A 17718-nucleotide genomic window follows, 5' to 3' on the forward strand; every position below is an offset into this window, starting at 1 on the left:
CCCCGCCGCGCGCCGTCGCGCCGGTTGACGCCCGTGCGCGCGGCTTTCTAGGGTGGACCTGCCATACCGACCGGTTGGTATGTCCCTTCCGGTGGCCCCTGCGCCACCCGAGATCGCGCGGAGGTCCGCCCTGTGAGCACAGCACCGCCCGACGCCGACGAGCTGGGCAGGAGGGTCGAGGCCTTCCTCGCCGAGCACGACCCCGCGGCCACCGAGCCGCTGGAGTTCCTCCGGGCCCGCTTCGACGCCGGCCTGGCGTGGGTCCACTACCCGGAGGGGCACGGCGGCCTCGGCGCCCCGCGCGCCCTGCAGCCCGCCGTGGACAGGCGGTTCCGGGAGGCGGGCTCCCCCTCCAACCAGCCGGAGCGCAACGGCATCGGCCTCGGCATGGCGGCCCCCACGGTCCTGTCGTCCGGCACCGAGGAGCAGAAGCGCCGCTTCCTGCGCCCGCTGTGGACGGGCGAGGAGATCTGGTGCCAGCTGTTCAGCGAGCCCGGCGCCGGCTCCGACCTCGCCGCGCTCGGCACCCGCGCCGTCCGCGACGGCGACCACTGGATCGTCAACGGCCAGAAGGTCTGGACGTCCATGGCGCACGAGGCGCGCTACGCCCTCCTGGTGACCCGCACCGACCCGGACGTCCCCAAGCACCGCGGCATGACCTACTTCGTCTGCGACATGACCGCGCCCGGCGTCGAGGTGCGGCCGCTGCGGCAGATCACCGGCGAGGCCGAGTTCAACGAGGTCTTCCTCACCGACGTCCGCGTCCCCGACGAGAACCGGCTCGGCGAGGTCGGGGACGGCTGGCGCGTCTCCACCACCACCCTGATGAACGAGCGGGTCGCCATCGGCGGCGCCGCCGCGCCCCGCGAGGGCGGCATGATCGGCGTCGCCGCGAAGCTCTGGCGGGACCGCCCCGAACTGCGCACCGCCGGGCTGCACGACGCCCTGCTGCGGCTGTGGGTGGAGACCGAGGCCGCCCGCCTCACCGGCGAGCGGCTCCGCCAGCAGCTCGCCGTCGGCAAGCCCGGCCCCGAGGGCTCGGCCGCCAAGCTCGCCTTCGCCGACCTCAACCAGCGCGCCTCCGGGCTGGAGCTGGAACTGCTCGGCGACGACGGCCTGCGCTACGACGACTGGACGATGCGCCGCCCGTCCGAGGTCGACTTCACCCGCCGCTCGCCCGGCTACCGCTACCTGCGCGCCAAGGGCAACTCCATCGAGGGCGGCACCTCGGAGATCCTGCGCAACATCATCGCCGAACGCGTCCTGGGCCTGCCCGGCGAGATCCGGGTCGACAAGGACGTGCCGTGGAAGGACCTGCCGAAGTGACCGACCTCCTCTACACCGAGATCGAGAACGACCTGCGCGCGAGCGTCCGCGAGGTCCTCGAGGACAAGGCCCCCTGGACGTCCGTCCTCGCCGGCACCGAGAAGGACGAGCCGTACGACGCGGCGCTCTGGACGGCCCTCGCCGGTCAGCTCGGCTGCGCGGGGCTGCCCGTGCCCGAGGACCTCGGCGGCGCGGGCGCGAGCTGGCGGGAGGCCGCCGTGGTGATGGAGGAACTGGGCCGCGCCGCCGCGCCCGTCCCGTTCCTCACCGGCTCCGTCGTGGCGACGGCCGCGCTGCTGGCGGCGGGCGAGCGGGACCTGCTCGGGCGCGTGGCCGCGGGGGAGCGGATCGCCGTCCTCGCCGTGCCGTTCGGCACCGCGCCCGGCGCCGACCCGGCCGCCGGGCCCGCCGCCCCCGCCGTCTCCGGCGGCGCGCTGACCGGCGAGGTCCGGTCCGTCGCCGACGGACTCGCCGCCGACGTGTTCCTCGTCCCGGCCGCCGGCGGGCTGTACGCCGTGGACGCCGCCTCCCCGGACGGCGGGCACGTCCGCCGCACCGCCGTGACGTCCCTGGACATGACCCGCCGGCTCGCCGACGTCGTCTTCGCCGGCGCCCCGGCCCGGCAGGTCGCGCAGGGAGCGGACGCCGTCCGCGCCGCGCTGCTGACCGGCGCCGCGCTGCTCGCCTCCGAGCAGCTCGGCATCGCCGAACGCTGCCTGGACGACACCGTCGCCTACGTCAAGACCCGCTACCAGTTCGGCCGCCAGATCGGCTCCTACCAGGCCCTCAAGCACCGCCTGGCCGACCTGTGGACGTCGATCACCCAGGCCCGCGCCGCCGCGCGCTACGCCGCGTCCTGCGCGGCCGCCGGCGACGCCGACCTCCCCGTCGCCGCCGCCGTCGCGCAGGCGCACTGCTCGGCCGTCGCGGTCAAGGCCGCCGAGGAGTGCGTGCAGATGCACGGCGGCATCGGGTTCACCTGGGAGCACCAGGCGCACCTGTTCCTCAAGCGGGCCAAGGCCGACTCGATCGCGCTCGGCTCGCCCGACCGGCACCGCGCCGCGCTCGCCGAGCTGGCCGGTCTCCCGCCCGCCTGACGGGCGCCGGGCCCGTGCCGCGCCCGCCGCAGGGCCGGCACGGGCCCCGTCCCACCGGGGCTACCGGTCGAGCCAGAGCCGGCGGCCCAGCCGCCGGAACCGGGACTCGTCGGCGCCGTGCTCCGGGCTCGCGTCGCGCGCCGCGAGCCGCTCGAGCAGCGAGTCGAACGCGGGCGGGCCGACGCACACCAGCGTCGCCCGCGACCGGCGGGCGCAGTGCAGCCGCACCGACGGGCGCACCAGCCGCGACAGCGGCCCCCGCCGGCCGTGCCCGACCACGAGGATGTCGTCCTCGCCCGCGAGCCGCACCAGCGTCGCGCCGGGCTCGCCGACCAGCGCCAGCGCCGTCAGGTCCACACCGTCCGGCGGGCCGCCGCACACGTCCGCCAGCAGCCGGCCGATCAGATCCGCGCCGGAGCCGCGCAGCGCGTCGGTGACGCCGCAGCCGAGCTGCCCGGCCGCCGACACGTGCGGCGGGAGCGGCGCGGCGTGCGCGACCAGCAGGGGGAGCCGCCGCAGCCGCGCCTCGCCGATCGCCCAGGAGAGCGCGCAGCGCGCGCCGGCGGAGTCGTCGACCCCCACCACGACACGGGGACCGCCCTCCGGCCTCACGATCACGATCCCTCCTGAAGCCTCCGGGGTGAGGTGGTTCACCATACAGTGAAGGAATACCCGCCCCAGCGGAAGTGTTCCACGCTGGTTCACCCCCGGTTCGCGGCGATCGCGCCGTCACCCGCCCGCCCGCCGCGCCCGATCGCCGCACCGCCCGCCCGGCGCATCGCCCGACCGCCTGACGCGCGCCCGCTGGACCGCCGCCCGGCGGCCCGGCAGACTTCCGCCATGGGCACACCCACGCCGGCCTCCTCCGGGGCCTCCAGCGAGCACGGCCCCGCCCGCGCGGGCGGACCGCCGCCGGACGATCGGGCCTGCGCCGTCGCGCACGGCGATGTCCGCCCCGAGAGCGGCGACCGCACGCTCGTCGCCGTCTTCGCCACCCCGGTGGCCGCGCACCTGCTCCGCTACGGCGCGGACCTCGGCTACCGCACGTTCCTCGTCGACCCCGACGAGGACCGGGACGGCTCGGCCGCGCCGCCGCCGCTGGACGCCTCCGCGGACGTCGTCGTCACCGACCACCACCGCCCCGAACTCGGCCGGGTACTGGCCGCCGTGCTCACCCAGCCCGTGCGCTGGGTCGGCGTGATGGGCAACCCGCGCCACCCCGCCCCGCACATCCCGGCGCTCACCGAACTCGGCGTCCCGTCCGGCGACATCGCCCGCGTGCACCGGCCCATCGGCCTCAACATCGGGTCCCGGACGCCCGCCGAGATCGCCGTCGCGACCCTCGCCGGGCTCATCGCCGACCGCAACGGCCGTCCCGGCGGCTTCGCGTTCTGACCGGCCGCGCGCCCACCCGTTCCCGGGCGGCGCCGCAGGTCAGCGCGTAAGATGGTGCGACGCACGGTTCTGTCGGTGGGGCGGTCTACGGTCGGGACGAACGGGCGGCCGCCGGCCCGCGCCGCCGCGAGGTACCACCGCCGAGCGAAGGTGACGACGACCATGCCAGCCGAACGCACGACGAGCGACCGCACGAGCGACCGCACGAGCGACCGCACGAGCGACCGCACGAGCGGCGCCGCGACCCCGGACCCCGAGTCCCGGGCCGCGACGACCACGGCCGCCGCGGACGACCGCGAGTTCCTGGACCGGGCCGACCCGTACCGGCGCGAACTGCTCGCGCACTGCTACCGCATGCTCGGGTCCGTCCACGACGCCGAGGACCTCGTCCAGGAGACGTACCTGCGCGCATGGAAGGCCTACGCGCGCTTCGAGGGCCGGTCCTCGCTGCGGACCTGGCTCTACCGCATCGCCACGAACGCCTGCCTGACCGCGATCGACCAGCGCGGCAACCGGCCCATGCCGTCGGGGCTGGGCGCCCCGAGCGACGAGCCCGAACGGCCCGTCGTCGCGTCCCCCGAGGTGCCGTGGCTGGAACCGGTCCCCGACGCCGTCGCCGTCGCGGACCCCGCCGACCCGGCCGCCATCGTCGCCGCCCGGGAGAGCACCCGGCTCGCGTTCGTCGCGGCGCTGCAGCACCTGCCCGCCAGGCAGCGGGTCGTGCTCATCCTGCGGGACGTGCTGAAGTGGCGGGCCGCCGAGGTCGCCGAGCTGCTCGGCACCAGCACCGCCGCCGTCAACAGCGCCCTGCAGCGGGCCCGGGAGCGGCTGGAACAGGACGCCCCAGCCCGCGACGAGCTCGTCGAGCCCACCGACCCGTCCGCCCGCGAGCTGCTCGACCGCTACGCCAGGGCGTTCGAGGACGCCGACATCGCCTCGCTCATCGAGCTGTTCAAGCAGGACGCCGTCTGGGAGATGCCGCCCTTCCCGGAGTGGTTCGCCGGCGCCGAGACGATCGTGCGGCTCATCATCGCCCAGTGCGGCCCCGAACCCGGGGAGCTGCGCATGCTCCCCGCCGCGGCGAACGGCCAGCCCGCGTTCGGCATGTACCGCCGGGACGAGGAGGGCGTGCACCGGCCCTACCAGCTGCAGGTCGTCTCGATCACCGCCGAGGGTGTCGCGCACGTGTCCGCGTTCTTCGACACGACACTGTTCCCGCTGTTCGGCCTGCCGGAAAGCGCCTGACCCGGAGGTCGCTTTTCCGCTCAGCGGAAGATGACGTGCACGGCCTCCGCCGCCGGCTGCCACCGTGGTGGACGGCGGCCCCGGCGGCGTGATCGGGCGCCGCCGGAGCGGGAATGGGAGGCACATGGACAAGGTCGTGCCCTCGGCGGCCGACGCGGTCGCCGGCATCGACGACGGGTCGTCGCTGGCCGTCGGCGGCTTCGGGTTGTGCGGGGTGCCCGCGATCCTGATCACCGCCGTGCACGAGCGGGGCGCCGGGAACCTGACGGTCGTCTCGAACAACTGCGGGCTGGACGGCCGGGGCCTCGGGCAGCTGCTCGCCGCGGGCCGGATCGCGCGGGCGATGGGCTCCTACGTCGGCGAGAACAAGGAGTTCGCGCGCCAGTACCTCGCCGGTGAGATCGAGGTGGAGCTGATGCCGCAGGGCACGCTCGCCGAGCGGCTGCGCGCGGGCGGCTCGGGCATCCCCGCGTTCTACACCCCGGCCGGGGTCGGCACGATGGTCGCCGACGGCGGGCTGCCGTGGCGGTACGCCCCGGACGGCGGCGTCGCCGTCGCGTCCCCCGCCAAGGAGGTACGCGAGTTCGGCGGCCGCGAGTACGTGCTCGAGGAGAGCATCACCACCGATTTCGCGCTGGTGCGGGCCGCCGTCGGCGACCGGCACGGCAACCTGGTGTTCGACAAGGCCGCCCGCAACTTCAACCCGCTCGCCGCGATGGCCGGGCGGGTCACGATCGCGGAGGTCGAGCGGCTCGCCGAACCCGGCGAGCTCGACCCCGACGCCGTCCACCTGCCCGGCGTGTTCGTCCAGCGGGTGCTGGAGCTGACGCCGGGGCAGGCGGCCGACAAGCCGATCGAGAAGCGGACGGTGCGCCGGAGCGGACCGGAGAGCGGGGAGGGCGCCTGATGGCCTGGTCCAGGAACGAGATCGCCGCCCGCGCGGCGGCCGAGCTGCCCGACGGCGCGTACGTCAACCTCGGCATCGGGCTGCCCACGCTGATCCCCGGCTACGTGCCCGACGGGCGGCAGGTGACGCTGCACGCCGAGAACGGCGTCCTCGGCGTCGGCCCGTACCCCGCCGAGGACGAGGTCGACCCCGACCTCATCAACGCCGGCAAGGAGACCGTGACGGCGCTGCCCGGCGCGGCCTGCTTCGACTCGGCCCTGTCCTTCGGGATGATCCGCGGCGGCCACATCGACATCGCCGTGCTGGGCGCCATGCAGGTCTCCGCCCGCGGCGACCTGGCGAACTGGTCCGTCCCCGGAAAAATGATCAAAGGCATGGGCGGGGCGATGGACCTCGTGCACGGCGCCCGCAAGGTGATCGTGGTGATGAGCCACACCACCCGCGACGGCGACCCGAAGATCGTCGAGGAGTGCGCGCTGCCGCTGACCGGCGCCGGCTGCGTCGACCGGATCATCACCGACCTCGGCGTCGTCGACGTCACCCCGGACGGCCTGACGCTGGTGGAGACCGCGCCCGGCGTCACCGTCGAGGAGATCCGGGCCGCGACCGGGCCGCGGCTCCTCGAGCCCGCCGCAGCAGAAGGGACTCCGGCATGACGCATCCTCCGTACCTGTACCCCGGCTACAAGAGCACCGTGCTGCGCGCTCCCGAGCACGCGCCGGTGATGCCCAAGCTCGGCCCCGACAGCGTCGAGCTGACCTCGCCCGTCTTCGGGCACCAGGAGCTCGGCCGGCTCGACTGGGACCTCACGAGGCAGCACCCCGGCGAGCCGCTGGGCGAGCGCATCGTCGTCACCGGCCGGGTGCTGGACACCGCCGGACGCCCGGTCCGCGGCGCGCTCGTCGAGGTCTGGCAGGCCAACTCCGCCGGACGGTACCGGCACGCCGGCGACCAGCACCCGGCGCCGCTCGACCCCAACTTCACCGGGTCGGGCCGCTGCCTCACCGGCGACGACGGCCGCTACCGGTTCGTCACGATCAAGCCGGGCGCCTACCCGTGGCGCAACCACCACAACGCGTGGCGGCCCGCGCACATCCACTTCTCGGTGTTCGGCACGGCGTTCACCCAGCGGCTGGTCACCCAGATGTACTTCCCGGGCGATCCGCTGTTCGCCTTCGACCCGATCTTCCAGTCGATCCCCGAGCAGCGGGACCGGGAGAACCTCGTCGCCCGGTTCGACATGGACACCACCGAGCCGGAGTGGGCGCTGGGCTACCAGTGGGACATCGTGCTCGGCGACACCCCGATGGAGGCCTGATGAGCGAGACCCGGCCTTCCGGCGGCGCGTCCGCGAGCACCGCGCTCCACCCGTCGCCGGTCACCCCCTCGCAGACGGTCGGCCCGTTCTTCGGCTACGCGCTGCCCTACGAGGAGGGCCCGCGCGTCGTCCCCGCCTGGCGGCCGGACGCCGTCCGCGTCCACGGCACCGTGACCGACGGCGCGGGCGAGCCGGTCTCCGACGCGCTCGTGGAGATCTGGCAGGCCGACGAGAACGGCGCGGTGCCGCGGCGGCCCGGCGGCCGGGTCCGCGACGGGCACGGCTTCTCCGGCTTCGGCCGGTGCGCCACCGACCCCGCCGGCGGCTACTGGTTCAGCACCCTCAAGCCCGGTGCCACGGGCGGCGGCCAGGCCCCCTACATCGCCGTGCTGGTGTTCGCGCGCGGGCTGCTCAAGCCCGTGTTCACCCGCATGTACTTCCCCGAGGACGAGGCCGCGCACGCCGCCGACCCGCTGCTCGCGGAGTTCCCGGCCGACCGCCGCGGCACGCTGATCGCCGAGCGGACGGGGGAGCGAGAGTACCGGTTCGACATCCGCATGCAGGGCGAGCGGGAGACGGTCTTCCTTGGCTTCTGACGACCGGCCGGAGCCGGCGGCGCCGGGCGCCGCGCCGCCCGACGCGGGACTGCTGTCCCCGGTGCGCGCCGGGACACGGACGGAGGCCGCCACCGGCGACCCGGCCTACCTCGCGGCCATGCTGGACGCCGAGGCGGCCCTCGCCCGCGCGCAGGCGCGCCTCGGCATCGTCCCCGGCGACGCGGCCGCGGCCATCGCCGCGGCCGCCGACCCCGCCCGGTTCGACCTGCCCGGGATCGCCCGCCGCGCCCGCGGGGCGGGCAACCCGGTCGTCCCGCTGGTCGCCGACCTGCGCGCCCTGGCCGGGCCCGCCGCCGAGCACGTCCACCGGGGCGCCACCAGCCAGGACATCGTCGACACCGGCGCGATGCTCGTCGCGTCCCGCGCCCGCCGGGTGATCCTCGCGGCCCTCGACGAGGCTCTCGACGCCCTGGCGGGGCTCGCCGGACGGCACCGCGACACCCCGATGGCCGCCCGCACCCTCGGCCGGCACGCGCTGCCCACCACCTTCGGCGCGAAGGCGGCGAACTGGCTGCTGGGCTGCCTGGAGGCCCGCGAACGGCTGGCCGCGGCGGCCCTGCCCGTCCAGCTCGGCGGCGCCGCCGGGACGCTCGACGCGTTCGGCGACCGGGCCGGCGCGCTGGTGGACGCCTACGCCGCCGAGACCGGCCTGGACCGGCCGCCGCTGCCCTGGCACACCCGCCGCACCCCCGTCGCCGACCTCGGCGCCGCGCTCGCCGTCACCGCCGGGGCCCTCGGCAAGATCGCCACCGACGTGACGCTGCTCGCGCAGAGCGAGCTCGACGAGGTCGCCGAGGCCGCCGGGCCCGGCCGCGGCGGCTCGTCGGCGATGCCGCACAAGCGCAACCCCGCCCTGTCCGCCCTGGTCCGGTCGGCGGCGCTGCAGGTCCCCGCGCACGTGCAGGTCCTGCACGCGGCGCAGGCCGCGCCGCACGAGCGTCCGGCGGGGGAGTGGCACGCCGAGTGGCAGCCGCTGCGCGAGGCGCTGCGGCTCACCGGCGGCGCCGCCGAGACCGCCGCCGAGCTGCTCGGCGGCCTCGAGATCGCGCCGGAGCGGATGCGGGCCGGCCTCGACGCCCTCCTGGCCGTCCTCGGCCGGGACCCCGGGCCCGGCGCCGCCGCCGCGCTCACCGACCGGGCCCTCGACGCGTACCGCAGGAGCCGCGCATGACGTCCACCGGCCGTTCCCCGGCCGCCCGCCCCGCCGGCGGCCGCCCCTACGTCCCGCACCACCGGGTGGAGGGCCCGCCCGGCGCGCCCGTCCTCGTCCTCGGCCCGTCGCTCGGCACCACCATGGACCTGTGGCGGCCGCAGCTGCCCGAGCTGACCCGGTCCTGGCGGGTGCTGCGCTACGACCTGCCCGGCCACGGCGGCTCGCCCGTCCCGGACGGCCCGTTCACCGTCGCCGACCTCGCCGACGGCGTCGCCGCCCTGCTCGACCGGCTCGGCGTCGCCGAGACCGCCTACGCCGGGGTGTCGCTCGGCGGCGCGATCGGGACGACGCTCGCGCTGCGCGCTCCCGCACGGGTCGCCTGCCTCGTCCTGATCTGCACCTCCGCGCGGTTCGGCGAACCCGGCCCGTGGCGGGAGCGCGCCGCGCTCGTCCGCCGCGACGGCGTCGGACCGGTCGCCCGGACGGCCGCCGACCGCTGGTTCACCCCGTCGTTCACCGGCGCGGAACCCTACGTCGAGATGCTGCGCGGCACCGCCCCGGAGGGCTACGCGGGCTGCTGCGACGCCCTCGCCGGGTTCGACGTGACCGCGCGGCTGCCCGAGGTGTCGGCGCCCACACTCGTGATCGCCGGGGCCCTGGACGGGCCGACGCCGCCCACCGGGCACGCCGACCGGCTCGCCGCGGGGATCCCGGACGCCGGGCTCGTCGTCGTCGAGGGCGCCGGGCACCTGGCCGCCGCCGAACGTCCGGGTCCGGTCACCGAGGCGATCACCGCGCATCTGGACCGCACATGGAAGGGACCGAGACGATGAGCGACCCGATGAGCGACCCGATGGCCACCGATGACGCGGAGCGGCGCGCGGCCGGGATGACGGTCCGCCGCGCGGTGCTCGGCGACGCCCACGTGGACCGCGCCGAGGCGCGCAAGGACGCGTTCACCGCCGACTTCCAGGACATGATCACCCGCTACGCGTGGGGCGAGATCTGGACGAGGCCGGGGCTGGACCGCCGGACCCGCAGCTGCGTCACGCTGACCGCCCTGGTCGCCGGCGGGCACCTGGACGAGCTGGCGATGCACGTGCGGGCCGCGCTGCGCAACGGGCTCGCCCCGGACGAGATCAAGGAGGTGCTCCTGCAGACGGCGATCTACTGCGGGGTGCCCGCCGCGAACTCGGCGTTCGCGGTCGCCCAGCGGGTACTGGCCGAGCAGGAGTGACGCCGAGCGGGGACGACGTCGCGGGCCGGGCGATCCGGGCGGTGCCCGCGGGCGGGAAGGACGAGGGCAGGGGCATGGCCGACGGGGCGCGCCCGATCAGCGTGGCCGGCAAGGTGATGGCCATCCTCAACGCGTTCGCCCAGGGCGAGGTCCGCCTCAACCTGACCGAGATCTGCCGCCGCGCCGGGCTGCCCCCGGCGACCGGCCACCGGCTCGTCGGCGAGCTGGTGGCGGGCGGGTTCCTGGAGCGGGTCCCGGACGGGACGTACCGCATCGGCACCCGGCTGTGGCGGATCGGCAGCCAGGCGCCCGCGGTGACCGGCCTGCGGGAGCTGGCGCTGCCGCACATGGAGGACCTGTACGAGGCGACCCACGACAACGTGCAGCTCGCCGTGCTGCGCGACGACCACGTGCTGGTGGTGGAACGGCTGCGCGGCACCCGGTCGGTGCCGGTCCTCACGCAGGTCGGCGCGTCCCTGCCGCTGCACACCACCGGCGTCGGGAAGGTGCTGCTGGCGTTCGCGCCGCCGGAGGTCCGCGAGGCGGTGCTGGCCGCGCCGCTGTCGCGCCGCACCGCCCGCTCCATCACCGACCCGGACGAGCTGCGGCGCTGCATCGAGCAGGTCCGCCGCTCCGGCTACGCGCTGACCCGCGACGAGATGACGCTCGGGACCTCCTCCGTCGGCGCACCCGTGCGGGACGCGTCCGGGCACGTCGTGGCCGCGCTGTCGATGGTGTCGCGCACCCGCAGCGCGGACCTGCGCCGGCTGCTGCCGCCGCTCACCACGGCGGCGCGGGCCCTCTCCCGGGACGTCGCCGTGCACTGGAGCGGGCCTCCCGAAACGTTTTCCGTGGAGCGGAAAACCGGCGCGTGAACCTGCGGAAACGCCCGGCAGCATCTCAGTGGACCAACGAACAGGAGACATGATGCGCACCCAGGTCGCGATCATCGGAGGAGGGCCCGCCGGGCTGCTGCTGTCCCACCTGCTGCACCTGCAGGGGATCGACTCGGTGCTCCTGGAGAGCCGTGATCGCGGCTACGTGGAGCGGCGGCAGCGGGCCGGGATGCTGGAGCAGGGCACGACCGACGTGCTGCGCGAGAGCGGCGCCGGGGCGCGGCTCGACCGCGAGGGGCTCGTCCACCACGGGCTGGAGCTGCGGTTCGACGGCGCCGGGCACCGGATCCCGCTCACCGACCTGACCGGCCGCACGGTCACCGTCTACGCGCAGACCGAGATCGTCAAGGACCTCATCGCCAGGCGGCTCGAGGACGGCGGCGACATCCGGTTCGAGACCGAGGTCGTCGAGCTGGACGCCGCCGCGCCGAGCGTCACCTACCGGGACCCGGACGGCGCGCTCCGGACCCTCGAGTGCGACTACATCGCGGGCTGCGACGGGTTCCACGGGGTGAGCCGCCCGGCCGTCCCGGACCTGCGGACGTTCTCGCGCGAGTACCCGTTCGCCTGGCTCGGCGTCCTCGCCGACGTCCCGCCGTCCACCGACGAGTTGATCTACGCCAACCACGAGCGGGGCTTCGCGCTGCACAGCCTCCGCTCGCCCAAGGTCAGCCGCCTGTACCTGCAGGTCGCCCCCGAGGAGGACATCGACGCCTGGCCGGACGCGCGGATCTGGGACGAGCTCGCGACCCGGTTCGCCACGGACGACGGCTGGGAGCTGGACGAGGGCCCGATCACCGACAGGTCGATCACCCCGATGCGCAGTTTCGTGGCCGAGCCGATGCGCCACGACCGGCTGTTCCTCGCGGGCGACGCGGCGCACATCGTCCCGCCGACGGGAGCCAAGGGCCTCAACCTGGCCGTGTCGGACGTCATCGTCCTGGCGCGCGCGCTCACCGAGCGGTACGCGAACGGGTCGGAGGCACTGCTGGACGGCTACTCCGACACCTGCCTGGGACGAGTGTGGCGCGCCGAGCACTTCTCGTACTGGATGACCACCCTCCTGCACGTCGACCCGGCGGGCGACGCGTTCGCCCGCAGGCTGCAGCGGTCGCACCTGGCGTACGTGGCGTCGTCCGAGGCCGCGAAGACGACCCTGGCCGAGAACTACGTCGGCCTGCCCCTGGCCTGACCGCCGCACCGGTCCCCGGTACCAGGTGTCGGGTCCCGCCGCCCGGTTCCGTCCGGTTCCGGGGCGGCGGGTCACTCCTCGGGCTCGGCCCCCAGCGTCTCGAGCAGTTCCAGGACCGGCTGCAGCTTCTCGTACAGCAGCAGGACGGGCTCGCCGGGCTCGGCCATGTCGAGCGCCGACGCCAGCGCCCCCTTCAGGTCGCCCGCCGGATGGTGCCGCACGTCCGGACGGCCCTCCCGCAGCCCCCGGACGATCAGCCGGGTCATCTCGCCCGAGCGGCGGCCCCGCAGATCCTCGTCCTCGTAGACCACGACGCGCCCGAAGGACGCCGCGAGGGTCCGCGCCGTCTCGACCACGAGGTCGTCGCACCGGTCGCCCGGCAGCGTCACCACCGCGACACCCGAGCCGCCGTCGGGGCCGCCGTCCGGGCCGCCCCAGCGCGCGGCCGCGAACGCCCCCATCGCGGCGACGGCCGCCGGGTTGTGCGCGTAGTCCACCAGCACGGGGTTCTCCCCGACCCGGTACACGCAGCCCCGCCCCGGGTTGCGGGTGTGCGGCTCGAACGTGCGCAGCGCACGCCCCACCACGTCCAGCGAGACGCCCAGGGCCCGTGCCGCGGCGACGGCGGCGAGCGCGTTCGCCACCACGTGCCCCGCGTGCCCGCCGAACGCCCCCGCGATCTCCTCGACCGGCAGCACGCGGGTGCGGCGGTCGCCGGTCGCCTCGGTCAGCCACCCGTGCTCGACGCAGTACCCGGCGCCGCCGTCCCGCAGATGCGCGACCAGCACCGGCGCGTCCGGCGACAGCGCGAAGAGGCGCACCGACGGATCCCGGTCGCGGACCGCCGGGCGCTCCGCCAGCCCGGCCGACGCCGGATCCTCGGCGTTCAGCACCACCCGCCCGCCGCGCCGCACCTCCTCGGCGACCAGCGCCTTGATCTCCACCAGGTCGTCCAGCGACTCGGTGTCGTCCATCCCCAGATGATCGGGGGTGACGTTGGTGACGACCGCGACGTCGGCCCCGTGATAGCCGAGGCCGCGCCGCACGATCCCGCCGCGGGCCGTCTCCAGGACCGCGGCCTCCACCGTCCGGTCGCCCAGCACCATCTCCGCCGACCGCGGGCCCGACGCGTCCGAGCGGTGCACCAGCCGCCGCCCGACGTACACGCCCTCGGTGCTCGTCATGCCGGTGCGCCGCCCGTCCAGCTCCAGCATGTGCGCGATCATCCGCACCGTCGTGGTCTTGCCGTTGGTGCCCGTCACCGACACGATCGGCACCCGCGACGGCGTCCCCGCCGGGTACAGCAGGTCGATGATCTCGCCCGCGACGTCGCGTCCCTCGCCCTCGTGGGGAGCCAGATGCATGCGCAGGCCCGGCGCCGCGTTGACCTCCAGGATCCCGGCGGCGCCCGGCTCGGCCGGGAGCGGGGCCGCGATGTCGGGGAGCCGCAGGTCGATGCCGCACACGTCCATGCCGACCGTCCCGGCCGCCCGCACGCACAGCGCGGCCGCCTCCGGATGCACCTCGGCGGTCACGTCCCGGCTGGTGCCGCCGGTCGACAGGTTCGCGTTGCGGCGCAGCCACACCGCCTCCCCGGCCGCCGGGACCGTCCCCGGCCGGTGCCCCTGCCGTGCCAGCAGGTCCAGCTCGGCCGGGCCGAGCGCGAGCCGGGTCAGCGGACGGTCGTGCCCCTCGCCGCGCGCCGGATCCGCGTTGATCCGCTCCACGAGCTCCGCGACGGTCGCGGCGCCGTCGCCGACGACCCGCGCCGCGGTCAGCTCCGCGGCCGCCGCCACCCGCCCGCCCACCACCAGGACCCGGTAGTCGCGGCCCGGGACGTACGACTCGACGATCACCTCGGCGCCGCCGGCCTCCCCGTTCGCCGCCGTGCCCGCCGCCGGGCCCGGCCGCGCCCCGCCGGCCTCCCCGTTCGCCGCCGTGCCCGCCGCCGGGCCCGGCCGCGCCCCGCCGGCCGCCGCGGTGAAGGCCGCCACCACCTCCGGCGGCTCGGTCAGCTCGATGTGGACGCCCTCGCCCTGGTGCCCGGCGACGGGCTTGACCACCACGGGCCCGCCGATGTCGCGCAGCGCCTCGAGCGCCTGCGCGGGGGACGACGCCACCCGCCCGTCGGGCACCGGCAGCCCCGCGTCGGCCAGCAGCCGGTGCGCCAGCCGCTTGTCGCCCGCGATCTCCATCCCGATCGCCGACGTGGCGTCGGTCATCGCCGCCCAGATCGTCCGGCGGTACCGCCCGTACCCCAGCCGCAGCAGGTTGAGGTCCCCGACCCGGTGGACCGGGACGCCGCGGCGCCGCGCCGCCGCGGCCAGCGCGGCGGTGCTCACCCCGAGCCGCTCCGCCTCGTGCAGCGCGGCGATCTCCGCCAGCTCCGCCGCGGGGTCGGGTGGCGGCCCCGCCAGGGCCCCGGTCACCATCCGCAGCGCGACGCCCACGAGCCGCTCCACGACCGGGCTGCCCGGAGGCTCGTCGCGCGGGCACTCCAGCACCACGTCGTAGCGTCCCGGAGCGCCCGCCAGGACCGTCCGGCCGAAGAACGCCTCCCGGCCGATCAGCCCGGACAGCTCCAGGGCGACGTGCTCGGTGACGTGCCCGAAGTAGGTGCCCCGCGCCATCGCGTCCAGCAGCCCCCCGGGACGGCCCGCGGCGCAGTGGTGCGTCGCCAGCCCGGGCAGCGCCTCCACCAGGCGTTCGGCGAACCCGGGATGGTCGGTGGTCTCGTGTCCGGTCAGCCCCTGCAGGTCCAGGTGCGCGATGGCGACCGGACGGGACAGGTACACGTTCGGGCCGCTCAGGCGGCGCACGTGATCGAGGCGCACGGTCAGTCCCCCTTCGGGCCGCGCATCGTGCCGATGGCCGGCAGCCGGTCGTTCATCTGGAAGGTGCACCCCGCCGGGAGCAGGTGCAGCTGGACGTCGAGCATCGCCATCGGCTCGTCGTCGGACGCCGCGTACGCGACGGTGCACTGGCTCGCGTCCACGACCGTCACCACGCCCGTCCCCACCACGGTGAACTGCCCGTCGCCCACGCAGATGGCGGTGTCCTCGTCTATTCCGACGCCCAGCAGCCGCGTCTCCAGCGCTATCCCGCTCATCAGCCGCGGCAGCCTGCCCCGCTCGTTGAAGTGCATGTCGATCAGCACGTTGTCCAGCAGCGACAGGCCGGGCCCCACCTTCACGCTCGAGGCGGCGACCTCGTGCCCGCCGCCCCCGAGGATCATCCAGTGGCCCATCGCGGTGGCGCCCGCGCTCGTGCCGGCGATGACGAGGCCCTCCTGCTCGAGGCGCCGCTTGAGCAGCTCGTTCGTCCGTGACCCCACCAGCGTCCGCAGCCGCGACTGGTCCCCGCCGCTGAACAGCACGCCCGTGGCCGAGTCCAGCGCCCGCAGCGTCGCCGGATCGTCCGCCGCGCCCCGGCCCAGCAGCCGCAGCTCCCGCACCGACGGGACGCCGAGGCGCCCGAACACGGCCGTGTACTCCTCGGCGACCTCGTCCGGCACCTCCGTCGCCGTCGTGATCACCACGATCCGCGCGTCCTCGCCGCCCGCCAGCTCCGCGAACGTCTCGAGCGGCCCGGCACCGCACGTGCGGTTCTCCGCCCCACCGATGATCAGCAACCGGCCCTTGCGTCCGGCATCCGTCTCCCTCACACGTCTTCGACTACCCCCCATCACCCTGGGTAGTCCGGCGGGCGCGTCATGTCATATCCACCCGAGGTGGGATTGAGGGGGGATCGTTGGAATGGCGCGGGGGCGGCATCCCCGCACGTACGTGCGGTGGTGACATCCCGCACGTACGTGCGGCGGGCGCCGCCCCGGGAATCTTCGAGCCGGTCCGAACGCTGAATCTTTACGGGCGGACGACCGTTCCATGGCGTCCGATGCCCGTGAGAGGCTGTCATTGGACGCATCGTCGAACGAGGGACGACCGGCCGTGAGCGACATTCCCCGCCGCGCGGTGACGCGCACCGCCAAGCTCGCCACCCTGCCGCTCGGCTTCGCCGGGCGCACCGCCGTGGGATTCGGCAAGCGCACCTTCGGCAGGCCCGCCGAGGCCGTCGCCCTGGAGGTGCAGCGCCGCACCGCCGAGCAGCTGTTCGCCGTGCTCGGCGAGCTCAAGGGCGGCGCGATGAAGGTCGGGCAGCTGCTGTCGATCTTCGAGGCCGGGCTGCCGGAGGAGGTCGCCGGCCCGTTCCGCGCGAGCCTCACCCGGCTGCAGGAGGCGGCGCCGCCGATGCCCGCCGAGACCACCCACCGTGTTCTCGCCGAGGGGCTCGGGGACGGCTGGCGGGAGAAGTTCGCCGAGTTCGACGACCGCCCGGCCGCCGCCGCGTCCATCGGCCAGGTGCACAAGGCCGTCTGGCACGACGGCCGCACCGTCGCCGTCAAGGTCCAGTACCCGGGCGCCGCGCAGGCCGTGATGAGCGACTTCGCGCAGATCTCACGGCTCAGCCGCCTCTTCACGCCGCTGTTCCCGGGCGTGGAGGTCAAGCCCGTGATCGCCGACCTGAAGCGGCGGCTGGAGAAGGAGCTGGACTACGTCGACGAGGCGCGCGCGCAGACCGCCTTCCACGACGCCTACGCCGGCGACCCCGACTTCCTGATCCCCGCCGTCGTCGACCAGTCCGGCAACGTCCTGGTCACCGAATGGCTGGAGGGCACCCCGCTCGCGCGGGTCATCGCCGAGGGCGACCAGGAGGACCGCGACCGCGCCGGACTGCTGCTGTTCCGCTTCCTGCTGTCGGGACCGGCCCGCTGCGAGATGATCCACATCGACCCGCACCCGGGCAACTTCCGGCTGCTGGACGACGGCCGCCTAGGCGTCATGGACTTCGGCGGCGCCGCGCGCGTCCCCGCCGAACTGCAGTGGTCCATCGGACGGCTGCTGCGCATCGGCACCCTCGGCGACCCCGACACGATCGTCGACGCCCTCTGGGAGGAGGGCTGGCTCGCCGCCGACGCCGAGGTCGACCCCGACGAGGTCGCCGACCTCATCACCCCGCACGCCGCCCCGTTCGCCGTGGAGCGCTTCCGCTACGACCGCGAGTGGATGCGCGAGCAGACCGCGCGCGGCCTCGGGCTGGCCTCCGACATGCGTCCCGACGCGCTCGCCCGGCAGTTCCGGGTGCCGCCCCAGTACCTGGCGGTCAGCCGGGCCCTCGCGGGGGGCGGCGGCGTCCTGTGCCAGCTCGAGGCCGAGGGCGCCTACCGCGCCGAGGCCGAGCGGTGGCTCCCCGGATTCGCCGACGACGGGCCCGGCACCGGCGCCCCCGAGGAGATCACCGCCTGACCCGCGCGGGCGGCGCGGGCGGGGGTGGTCGG

At 75.7% G+C, this 17718-nt stretch carries 17 protein-coding genes; 14 read left to right on the forward strand and 3 right to left on the reverse strand.

Annotated features, from left to right (window positions below; translation table 11 throughout):
* The first annotated feature begins 132 nt into the window (after window positions 1-132).
* Together F7P10_RS41190 and F7P10_RS41195 are read left to right on the forward strand one after the other, a co-directional pair.
* Window positions 133-1326 carry an acyl-CoA dehydrogenase family protein gene (locus F7P10_RS41190; protein WP_151017528.1) on the forward strand — a complete coding sequence of 398 codons (1194 nt, stop codon included), beginning with the start codon at window positions 133-135 and terminating at the stop codon, window positions 1324-1326.
* The gene (locus tag F7P10_RS41195; protein ID WP_151017530.1) at window positions 1323-2423 is read left to right on the forward strand and encodes an acyl-CoA dehydrogenase family protein; all 1101 of its coding nucleotides are present in this window, start codon (window positions 1323-1325) and stop codon (window positions 2421-2423) included. Before F7P10_RS41190 ends, F7P10_RS41195 begins: the two co-directional genes overlap by 4 nt.
* A 60-nt stretch (window positions 2424-2483) precedes the next feature.
* Here F7P10_RS41195 and F7P10_RS41200 read toward each other — a convergent pair whose 3' ends face one another.
* Entirely contained in the window at window positions 2484-3041 is a 558-nt protein-coding gene (locus tag F7P10_RS41200; RefSeq protein ID WP_176611843.1) for a universal stress protein, read from the reverse strand.
* A gap of 222 nt (window positions 3042-3263) precedes the next feature.
* Here F7P10_RS41200 and F7P10_RS41205 point away from each other — a divergent pair, with 222 nt between their 5' ends.
* The 11 genes from F7P10_RS41205 (at window position 3264) to F7P10_RS41255 (ending at window position 12383) form a co-directional block, all read left to right on the forward strand.
* Window positions 3264-3818, forward strand: a complete 555-nt coding sequence (locus F7P10_RS41205) for an XdhC family protein (protein ID WP_151017534.1) — start codon at window positions 3264-3266, stop codon at window positions 3816-3818.
* 162 nt (window positions 3819-3980) lie between these two features.
* On the forward strand, window positions 3981-5063 hold the full coding sequence (locus tag F7P10_RS41210; protein ID WP_151017536.1) for a sigma-70 family RNA polymerase sigma factor: 1083 nt from the start codon (window positions 3981-3983) through the stop codon (window positions 5061-5063).
* A gap of 124 nt (window positions 5064-5187) precedes the next feature.
* Complete coding sequence (locus tag F7P10_RS41215) at window positions 5188-5970, forward strand: CoA transferase subunit A (RefSeq protein WP_151017538.1); 783 nt, start codon at window positions 5188-5190, stop codon at window positions 5968-5970.
* Window positions 5970-6626 carry a CoA transferase subunit B gene (locus F7P10_RS41220; RefSeq protein ID WP_151017540.1) on the forward strand — a complete coding sequence of 219 codons (657 nt, stop codon included), beginning with the start codon at window positions 5970-5972 and terminating at the stop codon, window positions 6624-6626. Before F7P10_RS41215 ends, F7P10_RS41220 begins: the two co-directional genes overlap by 1 nt.
* On the forward strand, window positions 6623-7288 hold the full coding sequence (gene pcaH / locus F7P10_RS41225; RefSeq protein WP_151017542.1) for a protocatechuate 3,4-dioxygenase subunit beta: 666 nt from the start codon (window positions 6623-6625) through the stop codon (window positions 7286-7288). The genes F7P10_RS41220 and pcaH overlap by 4 nt, the downstream gene beginning before the upstream one ends.
* Window positions 7288-7884: a protocatechuate 3,4-dioxygenase subunit alpha gene (gene pcaG, locus F7P10_RS41230; protein WP_151017544.1), complete on the forward strand. Its 597-nt coding sequence runs from the start codon at window positions 7288-7290 to the stop codon at window positions 7882-7884. Before pcaH ends, pcaG begins: the two co-directional genes overlap by 1 nt.
* Window positions 7874-9076, forward strand: coding sequence for a 3-carboxy-cis,cis-muconate cycloisomerase (pcaB, locus tag F7P10_RS41235; RefSeq protein ID WP_151017546.1), 1203 nt, complete (start codon window positions 7874-7876; stop codon window positions 9074-9076). The genes pcaG and pcaB overlap by 11 nt, the downstream gene beginning before the upstream one ends.
* Window positions 9073-9891 carry a 3-oxoadipate enol-lactonase gene (gene pcaD, locus F7P10_RS41240; protein ID WP_151017548.1) on the forward strand — a complete coding sequence of 273 codons (819 nt, stop codon included), beginning with the start codon at window positions 9073-9075 and terminating at the stop codon, window positions 9889-9891. The genes pcaB and pcaD overlap by 4 nt, the downstream gene beginning before the upstream one ends.
* Window positions 9888-10295 (forward strand): 4-carboxymuconolactone decarboxylase, encoded by a 408-nt coding sequence (gene pcaC, locus F7P10_RS45625; RefSeq protein ID WP_151017550.1) that lies wholly within the window; start codon window positions 9888-9890, stop codon window positions 10293-10295. Before pcaD ends, pcaC begins: the two co-directional genes overlap by 4 nt.
* Entirely contained in the window at window positions 10292-11170 is an 879-nt protein-coding gene (locus F7P10_RS41250) for an IclR family transcriptional regulator (RefSeq protein ID WP_254716287.1), read from the forward strand. Before pcaC ends, F7P10_RS41250 begins: the two co-directional genes overlap by 4 nt.
* Window positions 11171-11222: 52 nt before the next feature.
* Window positions 11223-12383 (forward strand): 4-hydroxybenzoate 3-monooxygenase, encoded by a 1161-nt coding sequence (locus F7P10_RS41255; RefSeq protein WP_151018646.1) that lies wholly within the window; start codon window positions 11223-11225, stop codon window positions 12381-12383.
* A gap of 71 nt (window positions 12384-12454) precedes the next feature.
* Here the strand turns inward: F7P10_RS41255 and F7P10_RS41260 are convergent, their stop codons facing one another.
* Together F7P10_RS41260 and F7P10_RS41265 are read right to left on the reverse strand one after the other, a co-directional pair.
* Window positions 12455-15217, reverse strand: coding sequence for a Mur ligase family protein (locus tag F7P10_RS41260; RefSeq protein ID WP_218040299.1), 2763 nt, complete (start codon window positions 15215-15217; stop codon window positions 12455-12457).
* A 2-nt stretch (window positions 15218-15219) separates the two neighbouring features.
* Window positions 15220-16047 carry a cyanophycinase gene (locus tag F7P10_RS41265; protein ID WP_218040300.1) on the reverse strand — a complete coding sequence of 276 codons (828 nt, stop codon included), beginning with the start codon at window positions 16045-16047 and terminating at the stop codon, window positions 15220-15222.
* Between the two features lie 283 nt (window positions 16048-16330).
* On the opposite strand from F7P10_RS41265, the gene F7P10_RS41270 reads away from it, so the two are divergent.
* Window positions 16331-17686, forward strand: coding sequence for an AarF/ABC1/UbiB kinase family protein (locus tag F7P10_RS41270; RefSeq protein ID WP_151017554.1), 1356 nt, complete (start codon window positions 16331-16333; stop codon window positions 17684-17686).
* Window positions 17687-17718 lie beyond the last annotated feature (32 nt).

This window comes from Actinomadura sp. WMMB 499 (genome assembly GCF_008824145.1).
Classification (GTDB): Bacteria; Actinomycetota; Actinomycetes; order Streptosporangiales; family Streptosporangiaceae; genus Spirillospora.